Source organism: Pullulanibacillus sp. KACC 23026, assembly GCF_029094525.1.
Lineage (GTDB): Bacteria > Bacillota > Bacilli > Bacillales > Sporolactobacillaceae > KACC-23026.
This window is the reverse complement of the sequence record NZ_CP119107.1, coordinates 3,145,827-3,170,744: the sequence shown is the minus strand read 5'-3', so window position 1 is coordinate 3,170,744 and position 24,918 is coordinate 3,145,827. Positions and strand designations below refer to the sequence as shown.

The 24,918-nt window shown below is 42.6% G+C and carries 28 protein-coding genes; 26 read left to right on the top strand and 2 right to left on the bottom strand.

Translation table 11 applies throughout. The annotated features are described in order from the left end of the window. Positions 1–188: 188 nt before the first annotated feature. The 8 genes from PU629_RS14650 (at position 189) to rpsA (ending at position 7,549) form a co-directional block, all read left to right on the top strand. Complete coding sequence (locus tag PU629_RS14650; RefSeq protein ID WP_275280807.1) at positions 189–1,172, top strand: YpdA family putative bacillithiol disulfide reductase; 984 nt, start codon at positions 189–191, stop codon at positions 1,170–1,172. 114 nt (positions 1,173–1,286) lie between these two features. Beyond that, positions 1,287–1,979 (top strand): glutamic-type intramembrane protease PrsW, encoded by a 693-nt coding sequence (prsW, locus tag PU629_RS14645; protein ID WP_275280806.1) that lies wholly within the window; start codon positions 1,287–1,289, stop codon positions 1,977–1,979. 118 nt (positions 1,980–2,097) lie between these two features. Further along, positions 2,098–2,922, top strand: a complete 825-nt coding sequence (gene sleB / locus PU629_RS14640) for a spore cortex-lytic enzyme (protein ID WP_481900436.1) — start codon at positions 2,098–2,100, stop codon at positions 2,920–2,922. Between the two features lie 15 nt (positions 2,923–2,937). After that, a complete protein-coding gene (gene ypeB / locus PU629_RS14635) occupies positions 2,938–4,257 on the top strand; it encodes a germination protein YpeB (RefSeq protein ID WP_275280805.1) in 1,320 nt (439 codons plus the stop codon). 317 nt (positions 4,258–4,574) lie between these two features. Beyond that, positions 4,575–4,811: a DUF5359 family protein gene (locus tag PU629_RS14630; RefSeq protein ID WP_275280804.1), complete on the top strand. Its 237-nt coding sequence runs from the start codon at positions 4,575–4,577 to the stop codon at positions 4,809–4,811. 51 nt (positions 4,812–4,862) lie between these two features. Next, on the top strand, positions 4,863–5,534 hold the full coding sequence (gene cmk, locus PU629_RS14625; protein ID WP_275280803.1) for a (d)CMP kinase: 672 nt from the start codon (positions 4,863–4,865) through the stop codon (positions 5,532–5,534). Beyond that, on the top strand, positions 5,534–6,127 hold the full coding sequence (locus tag PU629_RS14620) for a lysophospholipid acyltransferase family protein (RefSeq protein ID WP_275284437.1): 594 nt from the start codon (positions 5,534–5,536) through the stop codon (positions 6,125–6,127). The genes cmk and PU629_RS14620 overlap by 1 nt, the downstream gene beginning before the upstream one ends. Before the next feature lie 276 nt (positions 6,128–6,403). Then, positions 6,404–7,549, top strand: a complete 1,146-nt coding sequence (gene rpsA, locus PU629_RS14615) for a 30S ribosomal protein S1 (protein ID WP_275280802.1) — start codon at positions 6,404–6,406, stop codon at positions 7,547–7,549. Positions 7,550–8,005: 456 nt separating this feature from the next. On the opposite strand, the gene PU629_RS14610 is transcribed toward rpsA, so the two are convergent. Beyond that, positions 8,006–8,146, bottom strand: a complete 141-nt coding sequence (locus PU629_RS14610; RefSeq protein WP_275280801.1) for a hypothetical protein — start codon at positions 8,144–8,146, stop codon at positions 8,006–8,008. 550 nt (positions 8,147–8,696) lie between these two features. Then, positions 8,697–8,822: a hypothetical protein gene (locus PU629_RS14605; RefSeq protein WP_275280800.1), complete on the bottom strand. Its 126-nt coding sequence runs from the start codon at positions 8,820–8,822 to the stop codon at positions 8,697–8,699. A 38-nt stretch (positions 8,823–8,860) separates the two neighbouring features. On the opposite strand from PU629_RS14605, the gene PU629_RS14600 reads away from it, so the two are divergent. The 18 genes from PU629_RS14600 (at position 8,861) to aroB (ending at position 24,679) form a co-directional block, all read left to right on the top strand. Further along, a complete protein-coding gene (locus tag PU629_RS14600; RefSeq protein ID WP_275280799.1) occupies positions 8,861–9,028 on the top strand; it encodes a hypothetical protein in 168 nt (55 codons plus the stop codon). Between the two features lie 90 nt (positions 9,029–9,118). Beyond that, a complete protein-coding gene (locus PU629_RS14595; protein ID WP_275280798.1) occupies positions 9,119–9,715 on the top strand; it encodes a YphA family membrane protein in 597 nt (198 codons plus the stop codon). 139 nt (positions 9,716–9,854) lie between these two features. Beyond that, positions 9,855–11,171: a ribosome biogenesis GTPase Der gene (gene der, locus PU629_RS14590; RefSeq protein WP_275280797.1), complete on the top strand. Its 1,317-nt coding sequence runs from the start codon at positions 9,855–9,857 to the stop codon at positions 11,169–11,171. 11 nt (positions 11,172–11,182) lie between these two features. Then, entirely contained in the window at positions 11,183–11,776 is a 594-nt protein-coding gene (plsY, locus tag PU629_RS14585; protein ID WP_275280796.1) for a glycerol-3-phosphate 1-O-acyltransferase PlsY, read from the top strand. A 54-nt stretch (positions 11,777–11,830) separates the two neighbouring features. Continuing rightward, positions 11,831–12,874 carry an NAD(P)H-dependent glycerol-3-phosphate dehydrogenase gene (locus PU629_RS14580; protein ID WP_275280795.1) on the top strand — a complete coding sequence of 348 codons (1,044 nt, stop codon included), beginning with the start codon at positions 11,831–11,833 and terminating at the stop codon, positions 12,872–12,874. Between the two features lie 469 nt (positions 12,875–13,343). Then, on the top strand, positions 13,344–13,604 hold the full coding sequence (locus tag PU629_RS14575; RefSeq protein WP_275280794.1) for a stage VI sporulation protein F: 261 nt from the start codon (positions 13,344–13,346) through the stop codon (positions 13,602–13,604). Between the two features lie 514 nt (positions 13,605–14,118). Continuing rightward, positions 14,119–14,316, top strand: coding sequence for a DUF2768 domain-containing protein (locus tag PU629_RS14570; protein ID WP_275280793.1), 198 nt, complete (start codon positions 14,119–14,121; stop codon positions 14,314–14,316). Between the two features lie 21 nt (positions 14,317–14,337). Next, the gene (locus tag PU629_RS14565) at positions 14,338–15,072 is read left to right on the top strand and encodes a hypothetical protein (RefSeq protein WP_275280792.1); all 735 of its coding nucleotides are present in this window, start codon (positions 14,338–14,340) and stop codon (positions 15,070–15,072) included. Positions 15,073–15,300: 228 nt separating this feature from the next. Further along, a complete protein-coding gene (spoIVA, locus tag PU629_RS14560) occupies positions 15,301–16,779 on the top strand; it encodes a stage IV sporulation protein A (RefSeq protein ID WP_275280791.1) in 1,479 nt (492 codons plus the stop codon). Positions 16,780–17,105: 326 nt separating this feature from the next. Beyond that, entirely contained in the window at positions 17,106–17,378 is a 273-nt protein-coding gene (locus PU629_RS14555; RefSeq protein WP_275280790.1) for an HU family DNA-binding protein, read from the top strand. Between the two features lie 194 nt (positions 17,379–17,572). Further along, positions 17,573–18,136, top strand: a complete 564-nt coding sequence (gene folE, locus PU629_RS14550; protein ID WP_275280789.1) for a GTP cyclohydrolase I FolE — start codon at positions 17,573–17,575, stop codon at positions 18,134–18,136. Positions 18,137–18,184: 48 nt separating this feature from the next. After that, a complete protein-coding gene (mtrB, locus tag PU629_RS14545; protein ID WP_275280788.1) occupies positions 18,185–18,406 on the top strand; it encodes a trp RNA-binding attenuation protein MtrB in 222 nt (73 codons plus the stop codon). 276 nt (positions 18,407–18,682) lie between these two features. Beyond that, entirely contained in the window at positions 18,683–19,456 is a 774-nt protein-coding gene (locus PU629_RS14540) for a heptaprenyl diphosphate synthase component 1 (RefSeq protein ID WP_275280787.1), read from the top strand. 4 nt (positions 19,457–19,460) lie between these two features. Then, on the top strand, positions 19,461–20,174 hold the full coding sequence (locus PU629_RS14535) for a demethylmenaquinone methyltransferase (protein ID WP_275280786.1): 714 nt from the start codon (positions 19,461–19,463) through the stop codon (positions 20,172–20,174). A 49-nt stretch (positions 20,175–20,223) separates the two neighbouring features. After that, positions 20,224–21,198, top strand: coding sequence for a heptaprenyl diphosphate synthase component II (hepT, locus tag PU629_RS14530; RefSeq protein WP_275280785.1), 975 nt, complete (start codon positions 20,224–20,226; stop codon positions 21,196–21,198). Positions 21,199–21,581: 383 nt separating this feature from the next. Beyond that, positions 21,582–22,025 (top strand): nucleoside-diphosphate kinase, encoded by a 444-nt coding sequence (gene ndk, locus PU629_RS14525; RefSeq protein WP_275280784.1) that lies wholly within the window; start codon positions 21,582–21,584, stop codon positions 22,023–22,025. 411 nt (positions 22,026–22,436) lie between these two features. Further along, positions 22,437–23,603 carry a chorismate synthase gene (aroC, locus tag PU629_RS14520; RefSeq protein WP_275280783.1) on the top strand — a complete coding sequence of 389 codons (1,167 nt, stop codon included), beginning with the start codon at positions 22,437–22,439 and terminating at the stop codon, positions 23,601–23,603. After that, positions 23,603–24,679: a 3-dehydroquinate synthase gene (gene aroB, locus PU629_RS14515; RefSeq protein ID WP_275280782.1), complete on the top strand. Its 1,077-nt coding sequence runs from the start codon at positions 23,603–23,605 to the stop codon at positions 24,677–24,679. The genes aroC and aroB overlap by 1 nt, the downstream gene beginning before the upstream one ends. The last annotated feature ends 239 nt before the right edge of the window (positions 24,680–24,918 follow it).

Sequence of the window (24,918 nt, the reverse complement as noted above, 5' to 3'; positions counted from 1 at the left end):
TTATAGGGGAAGTTATTTTTTGAAACGAGGGGACGCTTCTCGCGTTTCATTTCCGTTTGAATAGACGAATTAGAGTTACGTGTGAAACGAGGGGACGCTTCTCGCGTTTCATTTCCGTTTGAATAGACGAATTAGAGTTACGGATATGTTATATAGAGCCTATTATAGATATTGGAGTGAATGACATCGTGGAAAATAAAAAAGAACAAGTCATTATTGTTGGAGCGGGGCCGTGCGGATTATCGGCGGCGATTGAATGTAAGAAACGCGGCTTAGATCCTCTCATTATTGAGAAAGGAAATATTGTCCAAGCCATTTCCAATTACCCTACTCACCAACAGTTTTTTAGCACGAGTCAAAAACTAGAAATCGGCGGCTATCCTTTTGTAACGGAGGAACGCAAGCCGAAACGCAGTCAAGCCCTTGCTTACTATAGGGAAGTCGTGCGCCGAACGACTCCACGAATTCATGCCTTTGAAGAGGTTAAAACAATTCACGCTACCGAAACAGGCACGTTTGAGGTCGTAACAGAAACTAGACAAGGCCAAAAGAATGTCTATACAGCCGATCATGTGGTCATGGCAACGGGATATTATGATCATCCGAATTATATGGGAATTCCCGGTGAAGCACTGCCACATGTTTTTCATTATTTTAAAGAAGCTCATCCCTATTTTGATTGTGATGTGACGGTTATCGGTGGAAAGAATTCAGCGGTGGATGCCGCGCTTGAATTAAATAAAGCCGGAGCCCGAGTCACGGTTCTTTATAGAGGAAGTGAGTATTCAGAAAGTATCAAGCCATGGATCCTACCTGAATTCAACTCACTTGTGAAGTCGGGTGAGGTTAACATGATCTTTAATGCCTCTATCAAAGAGATCACTGAGGAGACCGTCAAGTTTGAGGTGGCGGGTCAAACCTATGATCAAAAGTGTGATTTTGTATTTGCCATGACAGGCTACCACCCGGATCATTCGTTGCTGAAAGAGATGGGGATTAACATCGACGCTGAAACGGGACGGCCCTTTTTTAATCCAGAAACTATGGAAACGAATGTCCCGCACCTCTTTATTGCGGGTGTCATTGCCGCTGGAAATAATGCGAATGAGATCTTTATTGAAAATGGACGTTTTCATGGTGAACGAATTGCCGAGACCATCATCAAAAGATGAGTATTTCCTTAAAAAAATACGAATTTCTTATTTTCGTTTCTTAAGAAGCATGGTACGATTAGGCAGAGAAGAACCAATAGGTTATGGTCTTTAATGATGAAATGAGGGCGTTTGATGTTTGGCATTATAACAGCAGGTTTGGCTCCTGGGGTCGCGTTAATGTCCTATTTTTATTTGCGCGATCGTTATGAGTCAGAACCAATTGGAATGGTTATAAGGTCTTTTATACTTGGAGGACTTCTCGTCTTTCCAATCATGGTTATTGAATACGCCCTTCAGGACGAACACCTTTTTATGGACCCTGTTTCTAAAGCTTTTCTTGCAAATGGTCTCCTTGAAGAATTTGCGAAGTGGTTTATTGTTATTTATACGGCTTATCATCACGCCGAATTTAACGAACGCTATGATGGCATTGTTTATGCAACCGCCGTTTCATTAGGATTTGCTTCTGTTGAAAATATTTTTTATCTATTTTCTTATGGGATTCATGAGGCTTTGTGGCGGGCAGCTTTGCCGGTTTCGAGTCATGGACTTTTTGGCGTCATAATGGGTTACTATATAGGTCAAGCTAAGTTCTCTGTCAACAAAAAGAAATGGCTGTCTGTTGCCCTTATTCTTGCAGCAGGCTTGCACGGTATCTATGATTTTCTCCTTAATTTAGGTACAAAATGGATCTTTTTTATCATTCCATTTATGATTCTCTTATGGTGGGTTTCTCTTAGGAAGATCAAGCAATCCCACATAGAGCACCAGAAATGGCTGTTAGCTCACTCCTTGGAGGAGAATCGGAATGGCCGGTTTGAATAGAAGAAGATACAAGGAAAGCCTCACGTTTCATGTGGGGCTTTCCTTTTTTATGAATAAAATAGGTCTTCTGGCAAAAAATAGAGGCAGTTGCTTATATGTCCAATCAAGGAGGATCAAGATGAAACAAAACCGGTTATTACTTCTTTTAGTTATTGGTTTTTGTTTGTGTCTGTCGATGGTGGGTAATCCTTTTGATGCTCATTCAGCAAAAGCCTTTTCAAGTCAAGTCATCCGAAAAGGTGCAACAGGGGATGATGTCGTCGAACTGCAGGCTCGTCTTCAATGGATCGGGTACTATAAAGAAAAAATTGATGGGAAATTCGGATGGGGGACGTATTGGGCTCTTCGTAATTTTCAAAGTGCTTATGGCTTGCCGATCGATGGGTTAGCGGGGCCAAAGACCAAACAAGTATTGAGTGACCATTCTTCATATAATCAAGCTTGGGTAATGGGAAACCTTAATAAAGGCTTGACCTTTACGTATTATGGTGGGACGCCTCTCAGTCAACAAGTGAAAGGCTCAAGTGGAACCTCAAGTTCATCTGCTTCAACATCCACTGCCCAATCTTCTAATCTCCCCACTGGTTATTCAGAGAATGATATTAAATTACTGTCAAATGCGGTTTATGGTGAATCACGAGGAGAGCCTTTTGAAGGACAAGTAGCTGTGGCAGCTGTCATTTTGAACCGTGTAAAAAGCTCAAAGTTCCCAGATACGGTGTCAGGGGTGATTTTCCAACCGGGTGCTTTTACGGCCGTTCAGGATGGCCAAATCTGGTTGACTCCAAATGATACAGCACGCAAAGCGGTTCTAGATGCAATCAACGGATGGGATCCTTCACTCGGAGCGCTTTATTATTTCAATCCAGATACCGCTACATCTAGCTGGATATGGGGAAGACCGCAAATCCTTAAAATTGGTAAACATATTTTTACAAAATAGTGGAGGTGAGGAAACATGGGACGTAATCTATTGATAGCTGTATTGTTCATTGGAGTCATTGGACTAGGCCTTTGGGGTTATCAAGAACATCGTGCCAAAAATGCTTTAATCCTGCGAAATGAAAATAACTATCAACAAGCCTATAACGAACTCACTTATTACGTGGACAAAATCCATGATAGTTTAGGGGCATCGCTTGCCACCGATAAACGTTCAACCTCTGCACCGCAGTTAGCTGAGGTCTGGCGTCTGACTAATCAGGCTCGTAATGATATAGGAAAGCTTCCCCTTGGTCTAGCATCTTTTAATGACACCTCCTCTTTTTTAGGTGACCTTGGGAATTTCAGCTACAATACAGGGATCAAGCATCCAAACGCAAATGGATTAACGGGATCTGATTATCAGCAGCTTGAGACGCTCTATAATGAATCGTCAAATATTGAACAAAGTCTAAGAGGGGTACAAAGTTCAATTATTAACAATAATTTAAAATGGACGGATGTAGCAGAGGCGGTTAACTCCAAGCAACCACAGGATAATCAAATCGTGGATGGCCTTGAGACGGTTAATCAACAAGTTTCGAGCTTCCAAAAAACAATGCCTCCAACCATTGATGTTTCATTTAACAATATGAAAAAATTAAATGAGCTGAACGGCGATTCTATTAATAAGGGTGATGCGATGATTAAAGTTAAACATGACTTTAACATCCCAGCGGATACAAAAGTTCAAGCTCAGACGATTGGAAATGGTGCTACTTATAAAGGCTATAATGTTTCCTATAAGGATGACAAACATAACGAAACCGTAACGGTCAACTTGACACAAAAAGGCGGCCACTTGGTCTTGTTCATGAAGAACAGAACGATTGGTAAACAGAAGTTGAGCCTGCATCAAGCCGTTTTAAAGGCAAATCAGTACCTTAAAAAACAAGGCTATAAGGGCTATGAAGCAACCGTATCCGATCAATATGACACGATCGGAGTCATTACCTTTTCAAAGAAAGATCAGAATGTCGTGGTGTATCCAGATAATTTCAAGCTTAAGGTGGCCCTTGATAATGGTGAGATTTTAGGCTTTGACCAAACCGATCATCTTATTGCTTCCAAAACGGATTTGCCAAGCTTTAAACCGTCTATTTCCGAAAAGCAGGCGAAGCAAGGAATACGTGAGTCGGTCACTATTAAGGACTCCCGCTTAGTGGTTTATCAAAATGAGAACGGAAACGATGTGTTATGCTATGAATTTTTGGCGACAAAGAGCAACGATACGTATCGCATTTTAATCAATGCCAAGACAGGTGTTGAAGAAGATATTAGAATGCTGACGGTATAAAAAAGGGTAATCACTCAAAATTAGCGGAAATAAGCTTGCTCTCCTCGTGCGATCGGCAAGCCTCTGGGTCTAGTATCCTTGAGGCCTTGCAAACATCACGATTCTTACAGGAGCCATGCCTATTTCCGCTGTTTGTCTGTTAACGATTAAGGTTTCCCAGGAAATTAAGTGGCTGGATGATTGAAATTTCAGCAGTCAGGGAATCCTTGTATGTTGAGAAACAAGATTGATTAAAGTGGCTAATCAATCCACGCAAAAGAACGATTTAGAGCTAAAGAGTTGTGTTTTAGGAAAAAAACCACTAGGAGGACGGTTAGATGAAACAAGACTGGACTAAAAGCGTTGAGAGATGGCTTCTACGTTTAGTAGTCATTCAAGGCATCGTCTTAATAATTGGACAAATTTTAATAGGTCACCAGACTTGGACCCCTTTTTTAAATCGCGCCGTTCAGGATGAAGGCGTGTTAAAAAACACCCATTCCGACACCGTAAAGACCATGGAACAGTCACCGGCAGTATGGTATGATAAACAGGCAAACAAAAGTGCCCAATGAGGGTCATTTTTAGGCAACTATTTAAGATATTGTTAGAAGTAGATAGGTGGTATGGACATGCAGGTAGCAATTGATGGGCCAGCAGCTGCTGGAAAGAGCACGGTGGCGAAAATTATCGCTGACCGTTTGCAATATGTGTACATAGATACGGGAGCGATGTACCGTGCGCTTACTTTGAAAGCGGCAGAAGAAGGAATTGAGTTCGATGATGAAGAGAAGCTTGCCAAGCTTTTAGAAGCATCCACAATTGAATTAGATCAGAATCACGGTCAACAACGGGTGTATTTGAATCATCAAGATGTCACAGAAAAAATCCGGGAACCTTGGGTCAGTGAAAATGTGTCAATGGTTGCCCAACATGCCAAAGTTCGCCAAATGATGGTTGAGCAGCAACAAATGCTTGCTAGGAGTCAAAATGTGGTCATGGATGGGCGAGATATAGGGACGAGCGTCTTGCCGAATGCTGATGTAAAAATTTTTCTAAAAGCCTCAGTAAAGGAACGGGCTGAAAGACGTTATAAAGAGCAAATCGCAAAGGGAATCCCCTCTTCCATTGAAACATTGGAGGAAGAAATTGCGACACGCGATCGAAGAGATACCGAAAGAAAAACATCGCCTCTAGTAAAGGCCGAAGATGCTGTGGAGCTTGATACGACTTCACTGTCCATCAATGAGGTGGTTGAAAAGATATTAAGCCTGATTGAAGGAGCGAAGATTAGGTGATGCTTTACAAGTTAGGGCGTTTGATCGTCTTTATAGTATTTAAACTATTATACCGGTTTAAAGTAACAGGCCATGAGAACTTAGATCGTATTCCAGAGAATCAAGGCGTTTTACTTTGCTCGAACCACATTAGTAATTTCGATCCGCCGCTGGTTGGGGTGGCTACAACAAGAACGCTGAGTTTTATGGCAAAATCCGAATTGTTTGAAGTTCCTGTGCTTGGCGCGCTAATCAAACGGCTCAATGCCTTTCCTGTCAAAAGAGGGAGCAGTGATCGGCAAGCTTTAAAGACGGCGATTGAGATTTTAAACAATGGAAAGACGCTGATTATGTTCCCGGAAGGTCATCGCAGCAAAAACGGCCAGCTTAAAGAGGGGCTTGCTGGTGTCGGCTTTTTAGCCTTGCGGACAGAAGCAGCGATTGTCCCTGTCGCGATCAAAGGAGGCTATCATCTTTTTCGTCCCACACAGGTGATATTTGGCCAACCCATTGATTTCACGGAATTAAAGGCTAACAAGGGAAAACCTCAGGAAGCAACAGCCATTATCATGAGCCATATTGGCCAGCTTTTAGAAGAAAAATCCGTTTCCTGATCCTAAAACTTGCCAGGCTTTTTAAGGATTACAAAATGGTTTTTGTCACTTTTTGACGAAGAATTTTATTTGAGTGACTTGGCTTGACAAATGATGTGGTTTGTAAGAAGTTTATTATAGATATTTAAGTGGCTGGCTTATAAAATGAGGTAAAGGTCACATTCACTCTAACTAGAGAAATCATTCTATTCTCTCATTAGGGGCTCTCGCTTTAGTTTATGATCGTAAACTAAAATGAAGAAGAGGCAAAGGTAAAATTAGAGGAGGTCACTGTCAATGGTTGAAGAAATGAATAATGAAATGGCAACGTTTAATGAACTTTCATTAGGAGACGTCGTCAAAGGCAAAGTGACAAAAGTTGAGGACAAACGCGCTTTGGTTGACGTTGGTTATAAAGTAGATGGAATCTTGCCAATTAGCGAATTATCAAGCCTTCACGTTGAAAAAGTCGAGGATGTGTTATCTGTCGATGACGAGGTGACACTGAAAGTAACAAAGCTTGACGAAGATGAACTCATTTTATCTAAAAAAGAAGTCGAGGCTGACCAAGCATGGGATGATTTGGTTGCCAATTATGAAAATGGTGATACTTTAACGGTTACCATTGCAGATGTGGTTAAAGGAGGTCTAGTTGTTGACCTTGGAGTTCGCGGATTCATTCCAGCCTCATTGGTTGAGCGCCATTTTGTAGAGGATTTTTCCGACTACAAAGGACAAACAATGGACGTGAAAATTATTGAGCTTGATCGCGAAAAGCGCAAGGTCATTCTTTCTCACCGGGCTGTTCTTGACGAAAAGGCAGAGCTTGCTAAGCAAGATGTTCTGCAAAACCTTAAAGAAGGCGATATCGTTGAAGGTACCGTTCAACGTCTAACAAGCTTTGGTGCTTTTGTTGATATTGGCGGTGTTGACGGTCTTGTTCATATTTCACAATTGGCTCATTACCGCGTTGAAACACCATCTGAGATTGTTTCAGAAGGGGATCAAGTCAAGGTGAAAATATTGGCTGTTGACCGCGATAATGAACGCATCTCTCTATCCATTAAGGCCACTCAGCCAGGACCATGGGAAGAGGCCGCTGAGAAATTAAAAGCGGGCGATGTGGTTGAAGGAACAGTGAAGCGATTAGTTCCATTCGGTGCCTTTGTTGAAATTTTACCTGGCGTTGAAGGACTTGTCCATATCTCAGAAATCTCTCATGAACATATTGGAACGCCTCAAGAAGTGCTCGAGGAAGGCCAACAGGTTCAAGTGAAGGTGTTAGATGTCAATCAAAGAGATAAGCGTGTCTCACTAAGCATTCGCGAGCTTCTAGAACCCGCTCAGCCTGAACCTATTGAGACCTATCAATCAGATGAACCCTCCGGAACAGGTTTTTCACTTGGAGACGTCATCGGCGATCAATTAAAAAAATATAAATAATGACCAATAAAAAAGGCGGCCGCGGCCGCCTTTTTTTGTTTTAATAGCCAGCGAAAAAAATAGCCAGCGAAAATAGCCAGCGAAAAAATAGCCAGCAAAAATAGCCAGCAAAAATAGCCAGCAAAAATAGCCAGCGAAATAACCAGCAAAAATAACCAGCGGATATAACTAGCAAAATCGCAGCCTATAAACCATCTTGACCATTGTTGTTGTCACTGTGCTAAGGACTAGGTTGAAATTTTTACTAATGGCAGGTATTTGGGTAGCCGGAAATAAGCGGAGATTTTCCGGCTAAACAGCAGAATCGAGCTCAGATGCGGGTATATAAGCGGAGGTTTTCCGCTTAAGCAGGGCAAAAGGACGCCGATCCACGCTTTCTGGAGTCAATAGCCGGAATTCCTCCTTTTATTTGAGTTATTTTCAGTGCGATTTCCTAAATAAGAGGAATTTCTCCGCTTATTTATAAAATCCGCTTTCTCTCGATGAACGCCATTCCGGCATCCTCATCCGCTCTTTTTGGAGTACATCCCCTTGATGAATGCCATTTCGGCAGCCACATCCGCTCTTTTTGGCGTTCATTCCCTGGATGAACGCCATTGCGTCAGCCGCACTCGCTCATTTTGGCGTTCATTCCCTGGATGAACGCCATTGCGTCAGCCGCGCTCGCTCATTTTGGCGTTCATCCCGTCGATGAACGCCATTGCGTTAGTCTCATCGGCTCATTTTGGCGTTCATCCCCTCGATGAACGCCACTCCGTCAGCCGCGCTCGCTCATTTTGGCGTTCATCCCGTCGATGAACGCCATTGCGTCAGCCGCACTCGCTCATTTTGGCGTTCATCCCCTTGATGAACGCCATTGCGTTAGCCTCATCGGCTCATTTTGGCGTTCATCCCGTCGATGAACGCCATTGCGTCAGCTGCACTCGCTCATTTTGGCGTACATCCCGTCGATGAACGCCATTGCGTCAGCCGCGCTCGCTCATTTTGGCGTTCATCCCCTTGATGAACGCCATTGCGTCAGCCGCACTCGCTCATTTTGGCGTTCATCCCCTTGATGAACGCCATTGCGTTAGCCTCATCGGTTCATTTTGGCGTACATCCCGTCGATGAACGCCATTCTGTCAGCCACACTCGCTCATTTTGGCGTTCATTCCCTTGATGAACGCCATTGCGTCAGCCGCACTCGCTCATTTTGGCGTTCATCCCGTCGATGAACGCCATTCCAATTGCCGCACTCGCTCATTTTGGCGTACATTCCCTTGATGAACGCCATTGCGTTAGCCGCACTCGCTCATTTTGGCGTTCATTCCCTTGATGAACGCCACTCCGTCAGCCGCACTCACTCATTTGGCGTACATTCCCTCGATGAACGCCATTGCATCAGCCTCATCCGCTCATTTTGGCGTTCATAAAGCGTTTAATGAGCTTGAAAAACCTATTAAAGAAAAACTCCAAGCTTTATTCAATACGGCGATTTAGATTTTCTCCACACGAGTGCCTTTTTTTATACGACAAGGTTTAATTTTACTGGGATCCACCCATAATTAAGAGGGAGGTGGATCCTTTTTTATGAATAATTTTTGGTTTTATTGGGCACTTTGGGGATTTTGGATCATTGTTGTATTTTTTTATAGAGATGGGAAGAAAAGGGCAACCTTGTCGTGTCTAATTTTACTCATGATTACCGTATCGCCTTTCTCTGTTCCGATAGGACAAACAAAGGTGAATCTAACTTTTCTCGTTTTTGGGTTAACAGGCTGCGGTCTCTTATCTAATTTATCATTTACGAAGGTAGTTAGACTGGGAGTTGCCTCGTTCATTGTTATGATGCTAGATGTACTTGCCCAAATTTATTGGCTTTATGATCCTGCTATTTTAATGATTTTGCCGGAGTGGACTTTTATTTTATTCATGTGCTTTTTCATTTTGGTCTTAACTCAGGATTTTTGGAATCGCGTTGCTATATTATTGATAGGAATGAGTCAGGGAGAATGCTTGCAATCTCTTGTTTTTTACCCGTATGACCAGCTTGTCGGGGACACGGATTATTTAGTGATGGTGAGCTTTATACTCATCCTTCTTGTGAGCTGGGAACTGACGCATCAAGGCTTATTAATAGTCAGAACGGCCACCTTGACAAGGCAGACTAAACGGATTGAAAAATAAACGTGTTTGTCCTAAGCCGAACCATTTGATAAGATAGATTCACTTGGGTTATTACATATTGGAACTTACAAGTCATAAGTTGAGTGTAAAACCAATTGCTCAAAGTGGATTATGGACTGTGATGAAAGGAAGTGCATGAATGGCAAAGCCAGTTGTTGCCATTGTCGGGAGACCGAACGTAGGTAAGTCAACGATTTTTAATCGAATTGTTGGAGAAAGAATGGCGATTGTAGAGGATACACCAGGTGTAACTCGCGATCGTTTATATGGAAATGGAGAGTGGTTAGGCTGGCATTTTCATATTATTGATACAGGTGGGATCGATCTTGGGGATGAACCGCTTCTTTTTCAAATGCGCGAGCAGGCTCATCTAGCGATTGAAGAAGCCGATGTTATTTTATTTATTTGTGATGGGGAAGACGGCGTGACTGGAGCGGATGAAGAAGTGGCGCAGATTCTCTACCGGTCAAAGAAGCCTGTTGTTCTTGGGGTTAATAAAATTGATAACCCCGAAAGAAGACATAACCTCTTTGAATTTTATTCGCTCGGTTTTGGAGAGCCAACCGGAATATCTGGTGCTCACGGCATTGGGCTCGGTGATCTGCTGGATAATGTAGTGGCTCATTTTGAACGGGTGGAAGAAGAAGAATACGACGAATCCACCATTCTGTTCTCTTTGATCGGAAGGCCAAATGTCGGAAAGTCGTCTCTTGTTAATGCGATCTTAGGGACTGAACGGGTCATTGTAAGTGATATTGCCGGAACAACCCGTGACGCCATTGATACGCCTTTTCATCGAAATGATCGGGATTATGTCATTATTGATACGGCCGGAATGCGTAAACGCGGTAAGGTCTATGAAAAGACTGAGAAATATAGTGTGCTCAGAGCCCAAAGAGCGATTGAACGCTCCGATGTGGTGCTCGTTGTTTTAGATGGTGAAGAAGGGATTATTGAGCAGGATAAGAAAATTGCGGGCTATGCTCATGAAGCAGGCCGAGCGGTTATCATTGTCGTCAACAAATGGGATGCGGTTGAAAAAGACCACAAAACGATGGACGAGTTTAAGGAAAAAATTCGCGATGAGTTTCAATTCTTAAGCTATGCCCCGATTGTATTTCTTTCGGCTAAAACGAAGCAAAAGCTTCACCAATTGCTGCCTGTTATCGATCAAGTCGCAGAGAATCACAGTATGCGCATTCAGACGAGTCATTTAAACGATGTTATTTCCGATGCTACCGCGATGACACCGCCGCCGTCTGATAAAGGAAATCGTCTCAAAATTTTCTATGCGACACAGGTTAGTGTGAAGCCGCCGACCTTTGTAATTTTTGTCAATGATCCTGAGCTGATGCATTTTTCTTATCAGCGCTTTTTAGAAAATCGTATACGAGAAACATTCGGCTTTATCGGGACGCCAATTCGAATATATATTAGAAAAAGACAAGAAAACTAGGAGGGGAGACTATGACGACCTTCATTGCTTTTTTGGTCGCTTATCTCATCGGATCCATCAGTTTTAGTATTATTTTTACAAAGGCTATAAAGAAAGTGGATATTCGAAATTATGGAAGCGGAAATGCCGGGGCAACGAACACGATGCGTGTTTTGGGGAAAGGACCCGCAATTTTAGTTTTACTTTTGGACGCCATAAAAGGGATCGTGGCGATTCTGATTGCCAAACTGCTTCATCTTCCTGAATGGGCCGTCGATGTGACAGGATTGCTCGCCATGGTCGGTCATGTTTGGCCCGTTTATCATGGATTTAAAGGGGGAAAGGGTGTTGCGACGACCATTGGTATTTTTCTCGTACTGGCACCCATCCCTACTGTTATTACGGGTATTATCACCATCATCATTATTGCTGTGACTCGTTACGTCTCATTAGGATCACTCTTTTTAATTTTAGTGACGCCGCTTCTTTCATACTTTTTTGGGGCATCTGTGTCTTTTGTTATTGTGGGTCTCATTCTCTTCCTTCTATCGGCATACAAACACCGTGAAAACATCGTTCGTTTAATTCACGGGAATGAAAATAAATTAGGGGCCAAAAAAGCTTAATTAATAAGCAACTTTTATAACACCATGTAAAGTCGGAGTTTGGGGGAATCTAATATGTCAGAAGTAGCGGTAATTGGTGCAGGCAGCTGGGGGACAGCTTTGTCAATGGTTCTGGCTGACAATGGTCATCGAGTGCGTCTTTGGGCGAGAAGACAAGAACAGATCGATGAGTTGAACCAATTCCATACAAACAAACGATACCTTCCTGAAGTGAAGCTTTCACCTGAAATCATGGGCTATACGGACTTGGGGGAGGCGGTTCGAGACCTTGATACGATCGTTTTGGTCGTCCCCACTGTCAGTATCCGGTCGGTTCTCTCCGACTTAATTAAAGTCATGACAAGGCCTGCTGTCTTTATTCATGCCAGCAAAGGAATTGAGCCTAAGACGTCCAAACGCATTTCCGAGATGATTGAAGAAGAAGTGCCCGCGGAATTGACTAAAGGGGTCGTCGTCTTATCTGGGCCGAGTCATGCAGAAGAGGTTTGTCTAAGACAGCCGACAACAGTGGCCGTTTCATCTAAAAAACCAGAAGCCGCAGCGCTTGCTCAGGATTTGTTTATCAATCAGAACTTTAGAGTCTATACGAATGACGACATCATTGGTGTGGAATTAGGCGGTGCTCTAAAGAATGTCATCGCGCTAGGTGCGGGCATTTCAGATGGTTTGGGATATGGGGATAATGCGAAGGCGGCGCTTATTACGAGAGGATTGTCGGAAATATCTCGCCTCGGTATTAAAATGGGCGCTCACCCGCTCACCTTCACGGGTCTTGCTGGGATGGGAGACCTCATTGTCACGTGTACAAGTGTTCATAGCCGAAATTGGAAAGCCGGAAACCTTCTTGGGAAAGGTCGTTCCTTGCAGGAGACACTGGATACAATGGGAATGGTTGTTGAAGGGATTCGTACAACAGAAGCCACTTATTACCTCGCCCAGGAGCAAAAGGTGGACATGCCTATTACCTCCGCCATTTACTCCGTTATATTTCAAGGGAATTCACCGAAAAATGCGGTGGACCAATTGATGGGACGAGTGAAAACAACCGAGCATGGAAAGCTGAATGATCTTATAGAAGATCAATTTGGCTCATCATGACTACTGAATTACTGGATTCGATTAATTTTTGCCAAATAGCGTATTCTCGTTACACTTGTATGTTTTAGTGGTAACGGGGATACGCTATTTCCTATTTTAGAGGCTGATTTCAAGGATAGCGGTAACGAGGGTACGCTATTTCTTGAAATGAGTGCCGTTTTGGGCTGATTGACGATTCATAAGCGAATCCACGTTACGCCTAATTGCTCAAATGGCCTAATAGGAGGCGAATAGTGTATTCTGGTTGCGCTTTGTTCTTCAATTGGGCGGGTTTAAGCCAGATAGCGTGTTCTCGTTACGTCTCATGTTTTTCTGATGATCCGCAACGGTTCGTTAGCCGTTTTTGAAAGTTTTAAACTCAATTATTTATCGATCGCTTGCGTGAAAAAACTTTTGGGCAATTGGTTTTCACGTTTCCAAGTTCCCTCCCATATACTATTTTGAAAGCAAGTTAAAGAGGAGGGCTTTCATGGATCCAAATAATCCGTTTTTTGATCATATTGAGAAAAAAACCAATGTGAAAAAAGAGGATATTTTTTCACTCGCCAATTCAATTGCAAACGCCAACTTCCAGGATGAAGAAACGGTTCGCGGAATTGTGCATCGCGTTGCAAGAATGGCAAATGTCGAGGTTTCAAAAGATAAAGAGGACAAAATTGTAAAGGCAATTGTAAATAACAATATTCCTCTTAACTTTTCTTCCCTATCTAAAATGTTTAACCAAAAGTAATTCATATTAGGCAAACATCATCGACAAATTAGGGACGGATCGCATACGTTATATTGAATACACAATATTATTAAACTTAAGAAGAGCTGGCTGATTGGAAAGGTTTAGTCACTGCCGAAAGAAGGATATTTATCTTTCTTTCGGCTTTTTTTTGTTTTATACTTATCTTTATAGTTTGTTAAATAGAAATCATTTGAATTAACTAACTGTAAAGGCTGTAAGATCCTCTTTATACAAAAAATGGCTGAAATAAGGGGACATGCCGCGGTGTGGTTGGATAATCAAGGGCGCTAGCGCTTTTCTAATGCCGATCCCTTGAAACCGTTTTTTTTATACATATTTTAGCAAGACAGAAAACGAGCAGGGAAAAGTTTTAGAAATTAAGTAGCCAGGTGACCGCCTTCACCTAAAGGTTTGAAGGCACCCTCTATTTGTGACCCAAAGGTGTAGGAAGGTCACATAAGGCGTTCTTTAGGAAAAGCCAATTAAACTAGTAAAAAGGAGATCATCCATTATGTCACTCGGACTCGTTAAAATGTGGCTGTCCTTTGTGGCCATGGGGTTCATGATTGTGGCGAGCCTTCTCATCCTTCTCTCTCGGACGAAATTAAAAGGCATTTTTAGAGGGATCGTTTCATTTATTGCAACATGCCTTTTTATTTTTGGAGGACTGTTAATGGTACTCGTAATTTCTTCTGGACCCGGAACTTGAAGTGAAAAAGGAATGACGGATATGATGAAGCGAAGAACGGCAGCGATTGCACTCATTATTTTTACCACGATAATTCTTCAGGCTTGCGGCTATCCGGGTGACCCGAAAGCGACTAGCCATACTGCCTATAAGGCTCAAATCACGGAAGTTCAGCAGGCAGTGGATGATTACAAGAAAAAAACAGGTGTATTACCCATCAAGAACAGCACGCCTGAAACGCCTATTTTTGAACAAAATGCGATTGATTTTAAAAGGCTTGTCCCTGAATATCTTCCAGAAGCGCCTGTCAATGCCTATGAAGAGGGGGGATATTTTCAATACGTCATTGTCAATGCAGAGACCGATCCTACCGTTAAGGTTTATGATTTAACCATTATCAGTACCATTCAAGACATCGAAAATAAGATACAAGTTTTTCGTGAAAACAAAGGATTTTCACCGGTTGGTCAAATTTTGGCCGATGGACGCTACACGATTGATTATAAAGCGATTGGTTATAAAACAGCGCCAGAGGTGAAGAGTCCTTATTCGGGGCAGCCTCTCAGTTTGTTTATGGACAGCAAGTCTCAAGTTTACGTGAATTATTTGCCGGATATTTATAACGCAGTCAAGGCTTCAAAAGAAAAATTGCCAAAAGGAAAAGACTTGCGCTATTTATTATACGCAAAATCTCCTTATGTCCCAGTCGCGTCCGTCCCCTATGCCTTAAATGATAAAGGTGAAGTGAACTTCTTACTTAAAACGCCTTCTAAATAACTCGTTCAAAATAAATTTTAACAAAATTATAAGTCATGTTTTGACCTCTTCCAAAATACATTGATTGGGAGAGGTTTTCTTTCGAACAAATTCCTTTTGCCATTATTTTATTTATAGTTTTTTCCAGAAGGAAGTTTTGTTAGGGAAGAATGGCATATTTAGTGGACAAAGTCATAGTTATATAGTATTCGAGTTTGTTCTACGATAATGTGATCGGGAGGGTTTACATTGGAAAGAGTCGATATTTTTAAAGATATCGCCGAGCGCACGGGCGGTGATATTTATTTAGGCGTAGTTGGGGCGGTTCGAACAGGTAAATCGACCTTCATTAAGAAATTTATGGAGCTTGTCGTTCTTCCCAATATTGAAAACGAAGCCGAACGCGCACGTGCGCAAGACGAGTTGCCGCAGAGTGGGGCAGGGCGCCAAATCATGACAACAGAGCCTAAATTTGTCCCTAACAATGCGGTGTCCGTCAGCGTTGATGAAGGCTTAGATGTGAACATTCGTGTAGTAGATTGTGTCGGCTATGCTGTACCAGGAGCAAAGGGCTTTGAAGATGAAAACGGGCCGCGTATGGTGCATACACCTTGGTATGACGAGCCCATCCCATTTCAAGAAGCCGCTGAAATTGGAACGCGTAAGGTTATCCAAGAGCATTCAACATTAGGGGTTGTCATTACGACTGACGGGTCCATCGGCGATATTACGCGGCATGATTATTTGGTTGCAGAAGAGCGAGTTGTCGAGGAGCTTAAAGAAGTAGGCAAACCGTTTATTATGATCATCAATTCGACACACCCGCAGCACCCTGATACTCAGCAGTTGCGCTTAGAACTTACTGAGAAATATGATATTCCTGTTCTCGCACAGAGTGTTGAAAATATGACGGAGCACGACATTAATGTTGTGTTACGTGAAGCGTTATACGAATTCCCAGTGCTTGAAGTGAATGTGAATCTTCCAAGCTGGGTAATGGTTCTAAGGGAAGATCATTGGCTTCGTGAAAGCTATGAAGAGGCTGTAAAAAATACAGTCAAAGATATTCGCCGCTTGCGTGATGTCGACCGTGTTGTCGGTCATTTTGATGAGTTTGAATTCATTGAAAACGCCCAACTTGCCGGCATTGAGATGGGTCGGGGCATTGCCGAAATTGATCTTTATGCACCTGATGATCTTTATGATCAAGTTTTAAAAGAAGTGGTGGGAGTGGAGATTCGCGGTAAGGATCATCTCCTTCAACTCATGCAAGAGTTTTCTGAAGCTAAGCGCGAATATGACCAAGTGGCTGAAGCGCTTAAGATGGTGAAACAAACAGGTTATGGAATTGCGGCACCGGCTATTACGGATATGAGTTTAGATGAGCCGGAAATCATCCGCCAAGGCTCGCGTTTCGGTGTCCGGTTGAAGGCCGTAGCTCCATCCATTCATATGATTAAAGTGGATGTGGAATCCGAGTTTGCCCCAATTATTGGAACAGAAAAGCAAAGCGAAGAACTAGTCCGTTATCTCATGCAGGACTTTGAAGATGACCCGCTTTCAATTTGGAATTCCGATATTTTCGGCCGCTCACTTAATTCCATTGTTAGAGAAGGTATTTCTGCAAAACTTTCATTAATGCCTGAAAATGCCCGCTATAAATTAAAAGAAACCCTTGAGCGCATCATAAACGAAGGATCCGGCGGTCTAATCGCCATTATCCTCTAATCATATAGTTTGGCCAGACTCTCAATCATCGAGAGTCTTTTTTTTATTGTCAATTAAATACATTATTTTAAGTATTTGTGTTTAAAATCCAAAACTTTCGGTTATTATGAATCTAGTTGGATCAAGGAGATAAGGGTCTTAATAACTAAATGTGACCGGGATTTTAGCAAAATGTAGAAAAAGCTTGGATTTTAGCGGGAATTAGTTAAAAAGAGGCTTGAATTATTTTAAAGCATACATTAATATAGCGTTGAACCACGTTTTTCTAGTAGTTTTCCTGAAAAATGGTAACTTAGCAAAACGCTCCCCGAGAGGAGGTGAAGGCGTTGAATAAGACAGAATTGGTAAATGCTGTAGCTGAATCGACTCAACTTTCTAAAAAAGATGCAACCAAAGCTGTTGACTCCGTATTCTTAGCAATCACCGACGCATTAAAAGAAGGCGGTAAGGTCCAGTTAGTTGGATTTGGTAACTTCGAAGTTCGTGAACGTTCCGCGCGTAAAGGGCGTAATCCACAAACCGGTGAAGAAATTAGTATTGCTGCAAGCAAAGTGCCTGCTTTTAAACCAGGTAAAGCCCTTAAAGATGCGGTTAACTAATGTTAAATACATAACTTTTTAGGGCAAAACACCAAAAGGGTCACATTGAAGTGGCTCTTTTTCTTATTTATTCAAAAGGTTCCGTTAATGATGATGGATATAGCACAAGTAGAATGGGGAAATCCACTATTTTTGCACGCAGGTATGTGATATGCTAACATTCACTGTATAATAGAAAGATGGAGGACCATTTCATGAGTGTTGACCATGCAAAAATAGAAGAAGCAGTTAAGATGATTTTAGAAGCTATCGGAGAAGATCCGAGCCGTGAAGGCTTGTTAGATACGCCAAAACGAGTGGCACGGATGTATGAAGAAGTCTTTCAAGGCTTAAATCAAAATCCGGATGAGTATTTTGCGACTGTGTTTGGAGAAGATCACGAAGAACTCGTTCTTGTGAAGGATATTCCTTTTTATTCCATGTGTGAGCACCATCTTGTTCCGTTCTTTGGTGTTGCCCATGTTGGTTATATTCCGAAAGATGGAAAGGTGACAGGCTTAAGTAAGCTGGCCCGAGCTGTTGAGGCGGTTACGCGACGTCCTCAGCTTCAGGAACGCATTACAAGTACAATTGCTGATTCCATTGTCAAAACACTCTCTCCGCATGGCGTCATTGTGGTCATTGAAGCAGAACATATGTGCATGACGATGCGAGGGGTTAAGAAACCGGGCTCTAAGACGGTAACTTCAGCGGTAAGAGGCGTTTTTGAGAAAGATTCATCAGCACGTTCCGAAGCCATGATGCTTATTAAAGGCTGATTCATTTTGAGACTTAACCGGGGATTTCTAAAGGGGTTGGATAACTAGATGGCAAATGAAATCAATGATTTTTTTGTAATTAAGGCCAAAGAAAATGGAGTGAATGTCATAGGGCTGACCAGAGGGGCCGATACTCGATTTCATCACTCTGAAAAATTGGACAAGGGTGAAGTGATGCTTGCCCAATTTACTGAACATACGTCTGCGATTAAGGTGAGGGGAAAAGCGACCATCGTTACCAAGCATGGCACGATCGAATCAGGCGAGTAACCCTTGGCCGTCAACTTAATGCGACTAACATCCGCCGTTGGATGAGGGGAGGTTGAGGCAAGCCTTAGCCTCTTTTCTCTTGGCCTAATTGTCATAGGGTTGAAACAAAGAGAAAAGGAATAAACTTTTATCATGGTTCTTTCAATGCTATAATTAATAAAGGTTTTTATTATGGTAAATAATGCTTATAACTGAAATAACTTGGATGGAATTCTTGAAGCGGATGGTTTTGAATACTGTCTGCATAAAACCAACCCGAGTGCTGGGGGCTCAACTATGACCATTTTGGACAACTATGATTACATAGTCAATAAAATTGAAAAAGCGATTGATCATCCAACGCTTAATCGTTTTATTCAACGTCCTCAAATAGATTATGATCATATTTGGTTTCTTTGCGCGATGTTTGAGGAAAACGGGAGCTATTCAAATGTTGAAGACTATATCACATCAATTAGCCTCGTTCATCTCGCCCTAGAAACGCATGATCGGATTCTCATACACCCCTCAACTAATGATAAAGAACGGAAGCTCCGTCAATTGACGGCATTAGCAGGGGATTATTACAGCTCAAAATATTACCAATTATTAGCAGATCAATCCGATTTTTCCATGATTAAGCAAATTTCGGATGCGATTCAGAAAATAAACGAAGATAAGACCAGCTTTTTTAAGCTCGACCTTCCATATGGCCGCTTGTTTGAACTTATAAAACAAATTGAGTCAACTCTTTTATTAAATGTGGCCAATTATTTAAATTTGCCGAAATGGAAAGCGTTGATTACGGACTATTTTTATGTCGCACGCTTAATCAACGAAAAAGATCATTATTTCAATGGCAAATCGACGAAATTTCTTCACTCGATTCTTGAAGAAAAACCAGATTTGAAAAAGGGCTTTTTACAAACTATAGATGAAGCAGTGAAAGAAGGCAGTCAACGTCTTCTTAATATCGACATCAAACGCTATCCGTTTATCGAGCAATTATCTAAGTTTTCGCTTTTTAAGCCTGAGAAAATGGACTTGAGTTTGTTAGCGGAAGAAGGCTAAGGACATGACAGAAAGCAAGCACGAAAAAGTCCATCACGTATTTGAAACGATCTATGAAAAATATGACTTTATGAACTCCTTGATCAGCTTCAATCAACATATCGTATGGCGCAAGAAGGCAATGAAGCGCATGAACCCGCGACCAGGGATGTCAATTTTAGATGTGTGCACAGGAACTGGGGATTGGGCGCTGGCATTATCACAGGTAGTACTTCCGAACGGGACTGTAAAAGGCCTTGATTTTAGTCAAAATATGCTCTCAGTTGCCGAACACAAAAAGGAAATTAAAAAGTCTTCTAACGTTGAGTTTATTCATGGGGATGCCATGAATTTGCCTTTTGAAGCGAACACGTTTGATCAAGTGTCAATTGGCTTCGGTCTCCGAAATGTACCGGATTATCTGACCGTGCTTAAAGAAATCCATCGGGTCTTGAAGCCTGGTGGCACTTTAACTTGTCTAGAAACGTCACAGCCGACATTGATCGGGTATAAACAAATTTATTTCTTTTATTTTAGAAAGATCATGCCTTTACTTGGCAAATGGTTTGCCAATAAATACGATGAATATGCATGGCTGAACGAATCCACTCAAAACTTCCCTTCGAAAGAACGGTTAGCTGATCTGTTTAGAGAAGCTGGCTTTGAATCGGTTACCTTCATCTCGTTAACAGGTGGAATTGCAGCGATTCACCATGGCGTTAAACCAAAACAGCTCTAGTAAAGCAACCTCGGGAGAAAATGAATTAATGAAATGAAAAGGTGAGACAATGAGTTTAGCGGGTATCTATCGACAGTTTAAGCCCGATTTAAATCGTATCGAGAAACGACTCGAGGTAATCGTGTCGGCTGATCAACCGATCCTAAAGAAGGCAGGGAATCAGTTATTAAGAGCAGGTGGAAAACGGATTCGCCCCGTATTCGTCCTGCTGGCGTCACAGTTCGGCCAAGCAAAGCCTGGTGTGGTCACGAAGGTAGCTGTTTCATTAGAACTTATTCATATGGCCTCTCTTGTTCACGATGATGTGATTGATGATGCGGATCTTCGTCGAGGGAAGAAGACGGTTAAAGCAGAATGGGATAATCGAATTGCTATGTACACAGGAGATTTTATGTTTGCAAGAGCTCAGGAGGAAATGGCAAGTCTTGAAGTAAAAGCGGCCCATCAAGTCTTATCCAATGCGATTCATGAGATGACATTAGGGGAAATCATCCAGATACGTGATCAATATAATTGGCATCAGAATCTCAGAAGTTATTTACTCCGTATCAAACGTAAAACAGCCCTTTTGATGGCGGTCAGCTGTTACCTTGGGGCAAAGGCAGCTGAAGCAGACGAGACGATCTGCCGTCACCTTTATTACTTCGGTTATTTTATGGGAATGTCGTTTCAAATTACGGATGATATCTTAGATTTCGTTGGAACAGAAAAGCAGCTTGGCAAACCGGCAGCTAGTGATATCCGTCAGGGAAACTTAACGCTGCCGACCATTATGGCTTTTGAAGATCCTGAAATGAAAGAACAGCTTTTCGGCTATTTGTTGAGGAGTGACGAGCTTGACAATGAAGAATGGAACAAGGTGGTTCAACTAATTCGGGGTTCTGGTGGCATTGAAAAAGCTCAAGCCTTAAGCGATCGTTACCTGAAAAAAGCCTATCAGGTGATTGATCAATTGCCGCAGGACCGAAAAGCGGTCGAGCACCTTAAAGAAATTGCGGATTACATAGGCACGCGAAAATATTAAGCCGGGATACCCTTATATTTATCGTGGCACACCGCAATGGCTATCAAAAAGGGCTGCTAGTCTTTAAATAGAGAATGGGCAGCCTTGAAACGATGCTTTTTTGTGAATTGAAAAGCGTGGTCTGTCGCTTGCTTTTCTAACATCCCGGCTATAAACATGCTGATAGTGGCTTTAAAAGGGAGCGATTGTCTAGTTAAGGGAAACGGCAGTCAAACCTAAAAGCAACAGAAGGAAAGCCGATTTCTTGATCGAAATTTGTAAAAAGGGTCGGTTTTTTGATAGACTAGACTTGTCTTTTCTTTTAGAGACAAGCCGCTCCGTTTTGAGAGCGTAACCAAGTATTGAAAACGAGTTATTACATAGTTGAAGGTGAGGATTTTAGAATGGAAAGAACGTTTTTAATGGTTAAACCAGATGGTGTACAGCGCAATTTAATCGGTGAAGTGGTCACTCGCTTTGAGAAAAAAGGCTATAAGCTAGCAGGTGCCAAATTAATGGTGATTACACGGGAATTAGCTGAACAGCATTATGGTGAGCACAAAGAGCGCCCGTTCTTTGGAGAGCTGGTCAACTTTATTACATCGGGTCCTGTATTTGCGATGGTCTGGGAAGGCGATGGCGTTATTGCAACGGCTCGCAAAATGATGGGAGCAACGAATCCGCAAGAAGCCGCTCCTGGAACAATTCGCGGTGATTACGCGGTACAAATGAGCCAAAATATTATCCATGGTTCGGATTCCCCGGAAAGTGCGGCTCGCGAAATCAATTTATTTTTTAACGAAAATGAATTGGTAACTTATACGAAAAATGTGGATGCATGGGTTTAATCCAAGCCTTATCTAAAACAGTCGCCATAAGCGGCTGTTTTTTTTAGAAGGTATTTTTTCAGAAAAAATGATTAAATGACTTGAACAATCTCGAATACTTCGATACTTTAAAAGGGAAAAGAATTTATGTAAAATAGAATAAGATCAGCAGCCTATAACTTTCAAACGGCATTATCTGCGATCCAATCCTTTCTGAATCAGGGGGGGCGATCCGACTATGTGCTTAAAACAAAACGTGAGGATTCATTTGACAGAAGAGGCCAACTCTAAAAGCTATAAAAGTGATTGGACCTTAAGTGGTGGTTAACGGCTAGGCGTGCTTTAGCAACTCTTTATTGACTGCCGCCGCCATTTTCTGGATTCATAAACGTTTTTCTATGAAAAGAAAGGCTAGAACTAGGAGGCAATAAAATGCGCTATTTAACAGCAAGCGAATCACATGGACCCCAAGTTACAGCGATTATCGAAGGTGTTCCGGCTGGTTTAACTTTAACGGCAGAAGTCATTAATGAGGAATTAAGAAGAAGACAGGGCGGTTATGGCCGCGGCCGTCGCATGAAGATTGAGACGGATCAAATTCAATTTCTAAACGGGGTTCGCCACGGAAAGACAACGGGTGCTCCGATCACCCTTGTTGTTGAAAATAAAGACTGGAAAAATTGGGTGGATATTATGGGTCCAGATCCCGTAGATGACCCAACGGCTATTAAGAAACAAGTGACGCGGCCTCGTCCTGGTCATGCCGACTTAAACGGCGCGATTAAATACGGACACCGCGATATGCGAAATGTTCTTGAACGTTCTTCAGCTCGTGAAACAGCGGCTCGTGTTGCGGTGGGAGCGGTTGCGAAAGAACTATTAAAGGCAGTTGGAATCGAAGTGGGCGGCCGTGTGGTGAATATTGGCGGCGTTTGGGACCAAACAGAGGTTCCTGAGGATCTAGCTGTTCTTAGAGAAAAAACAGAAGCCTCAGAGGTTCGCTGTCTGGACCCAGAGGTAGAAGAAAAAATGAAGCAGGCGATCGATCAAGCGAAAGACAATGGAGATTCGGTAGGTGGAATTGTCGAAGTGATTGTGAAAGGCGCACCAATTGGATTGGGCAGCCATGTTCATTATGATCGCAAACTGGATGCACGAATGGCCCTTGCTGTTATGAGCATTAATGCTTTTAAAGGAGTCGAGTTTGGGGAAGGCTTCGAGATGGCTAATCTGCCAGGAAGTCAGGTGCATGATGAAATCATTTGGTCTAAAGAAGAGGGTTTCTCTCGTAAAACGAACCGTTTAGGCGGATTTGAAGGCGGTATGACCAATGGCATGCCGATCGTGGTACGCGGTGTCATGAAGCCTATTCCAACTCTGTACAAGCCGCTTCAAAGTGTCGACATTGATACAAAAGAAACGTTTGCAGCAAGTATTGAACGGACGGATAATTGTGCGGTTCCCGCAGCGAGTGTTGTCTGTGAGAGTGTGGTTGCCTGGGAGGTTGCCCGGGAATTAATGGAGACGTTCGGTGGAGACCGACTGGAAGAATTAGTCCAGCGGGTTCAGGAGCGCCGTGATTGGGCGCGTGAGTTTTAATGGAAACACTGTGGATTCGGGCGGCTAGTAAAACATATCCCATTTACTTAGGTGAAAACCTTCTGAATCAGCTTCAGGACATGGCATTAAAAACATACAGCTCTTATTTTATTATTACTGATGATGCGGTCGCTCCTTTATATTTAGATCAAGTTACAGAAGCTTTTTCCTCTTATGGTCCTGTCCATCATGCGGTCGTTCCATCAGGGGAGCCTTCCAAATCGTTTGCTGTTTACTCAAAACTGCTTGACCAACTGCTTGAGCTAAACCTTGATCGCAAGGCTTGTATTCTTGCATTAGGAGGCGGAGTAGTCGGTGATTTGGCCGGCTTTGTCGCAGCAACGTATTTGCGCGGTGTCAGCTGGATTCAGCTCCCAACAACCCTTCTTGCCCATGACAGCAGTGTCGGTGGGAAGGTCGGAATTAATCACGCGAAAGGTAAGAATTTAATTGGGGCATTTTATCACCCTGATGCGGTTATTTACAATACAACTTTCCTTGAGTCTTTGCCTCCTCGCGAGTGGCGGTCGGGTTTTAGCGAATTAATTAAGCATAGTCTTTTGGAGTCCTCGGCATTTTTTGAAGAACTAAGAGCAGCGATCCCTGATAAGTCGCATCTGAGCGTCTCCGCTGTAACGCCGTTTATTGGGCGCGGTATTCGGGTCAAAGCCGCTGTCGTGGACGCTGATGAGTTAGAACAGGGGCAGCGTGCCTTTTTGAATCTTGGACATACGCTTGGACATGCTTTGGAAAAGGTTTCGGGCTACGGGGTGTTAACACACGGGGAAGGTGTGGCAATTGGACTTCTCTTTGCCCTGCAGTTAAGTGAAGCTTGGTATGGAAATCAGCTGCCGACAGAAACGCTGCGGGAGTGGCTGAATGCCCTTGATTTGCCAGTTCGTGTGCCAGCTGATCTAGAAGTACCGGTCATTTTTGAAGCAATGAAACGGGATAAGAAGCGGCTGGGTAATCAGGTGAGGTTCGTGCTTTTAGAAGAGATCGGTAAGCCGGCGCTTGTTGAGATTCCGGAAGCTGATATTTTAGAACAATTGTCGAAATTTATGAAAAGCTCATAACTTCTCTTTGACACACACGCTATCATTCGATAAGATAAGTAAAGAGAGTCGCATTTATTTGTTAATTGAAACTGGGTTAGAAATGAACGAGAGCGTTCATAGACCCACTATTTTGAAATGAGTCTTTTGAGAAGAGTTGAGAGTGAGTGAAGCTGAGGCGAGCTGAGGGGATATTATAAATCCACCCATAGGCTGATTAGCCTATGGGTTTTTCTAATTTATAGGCCTCTATGTTCCTC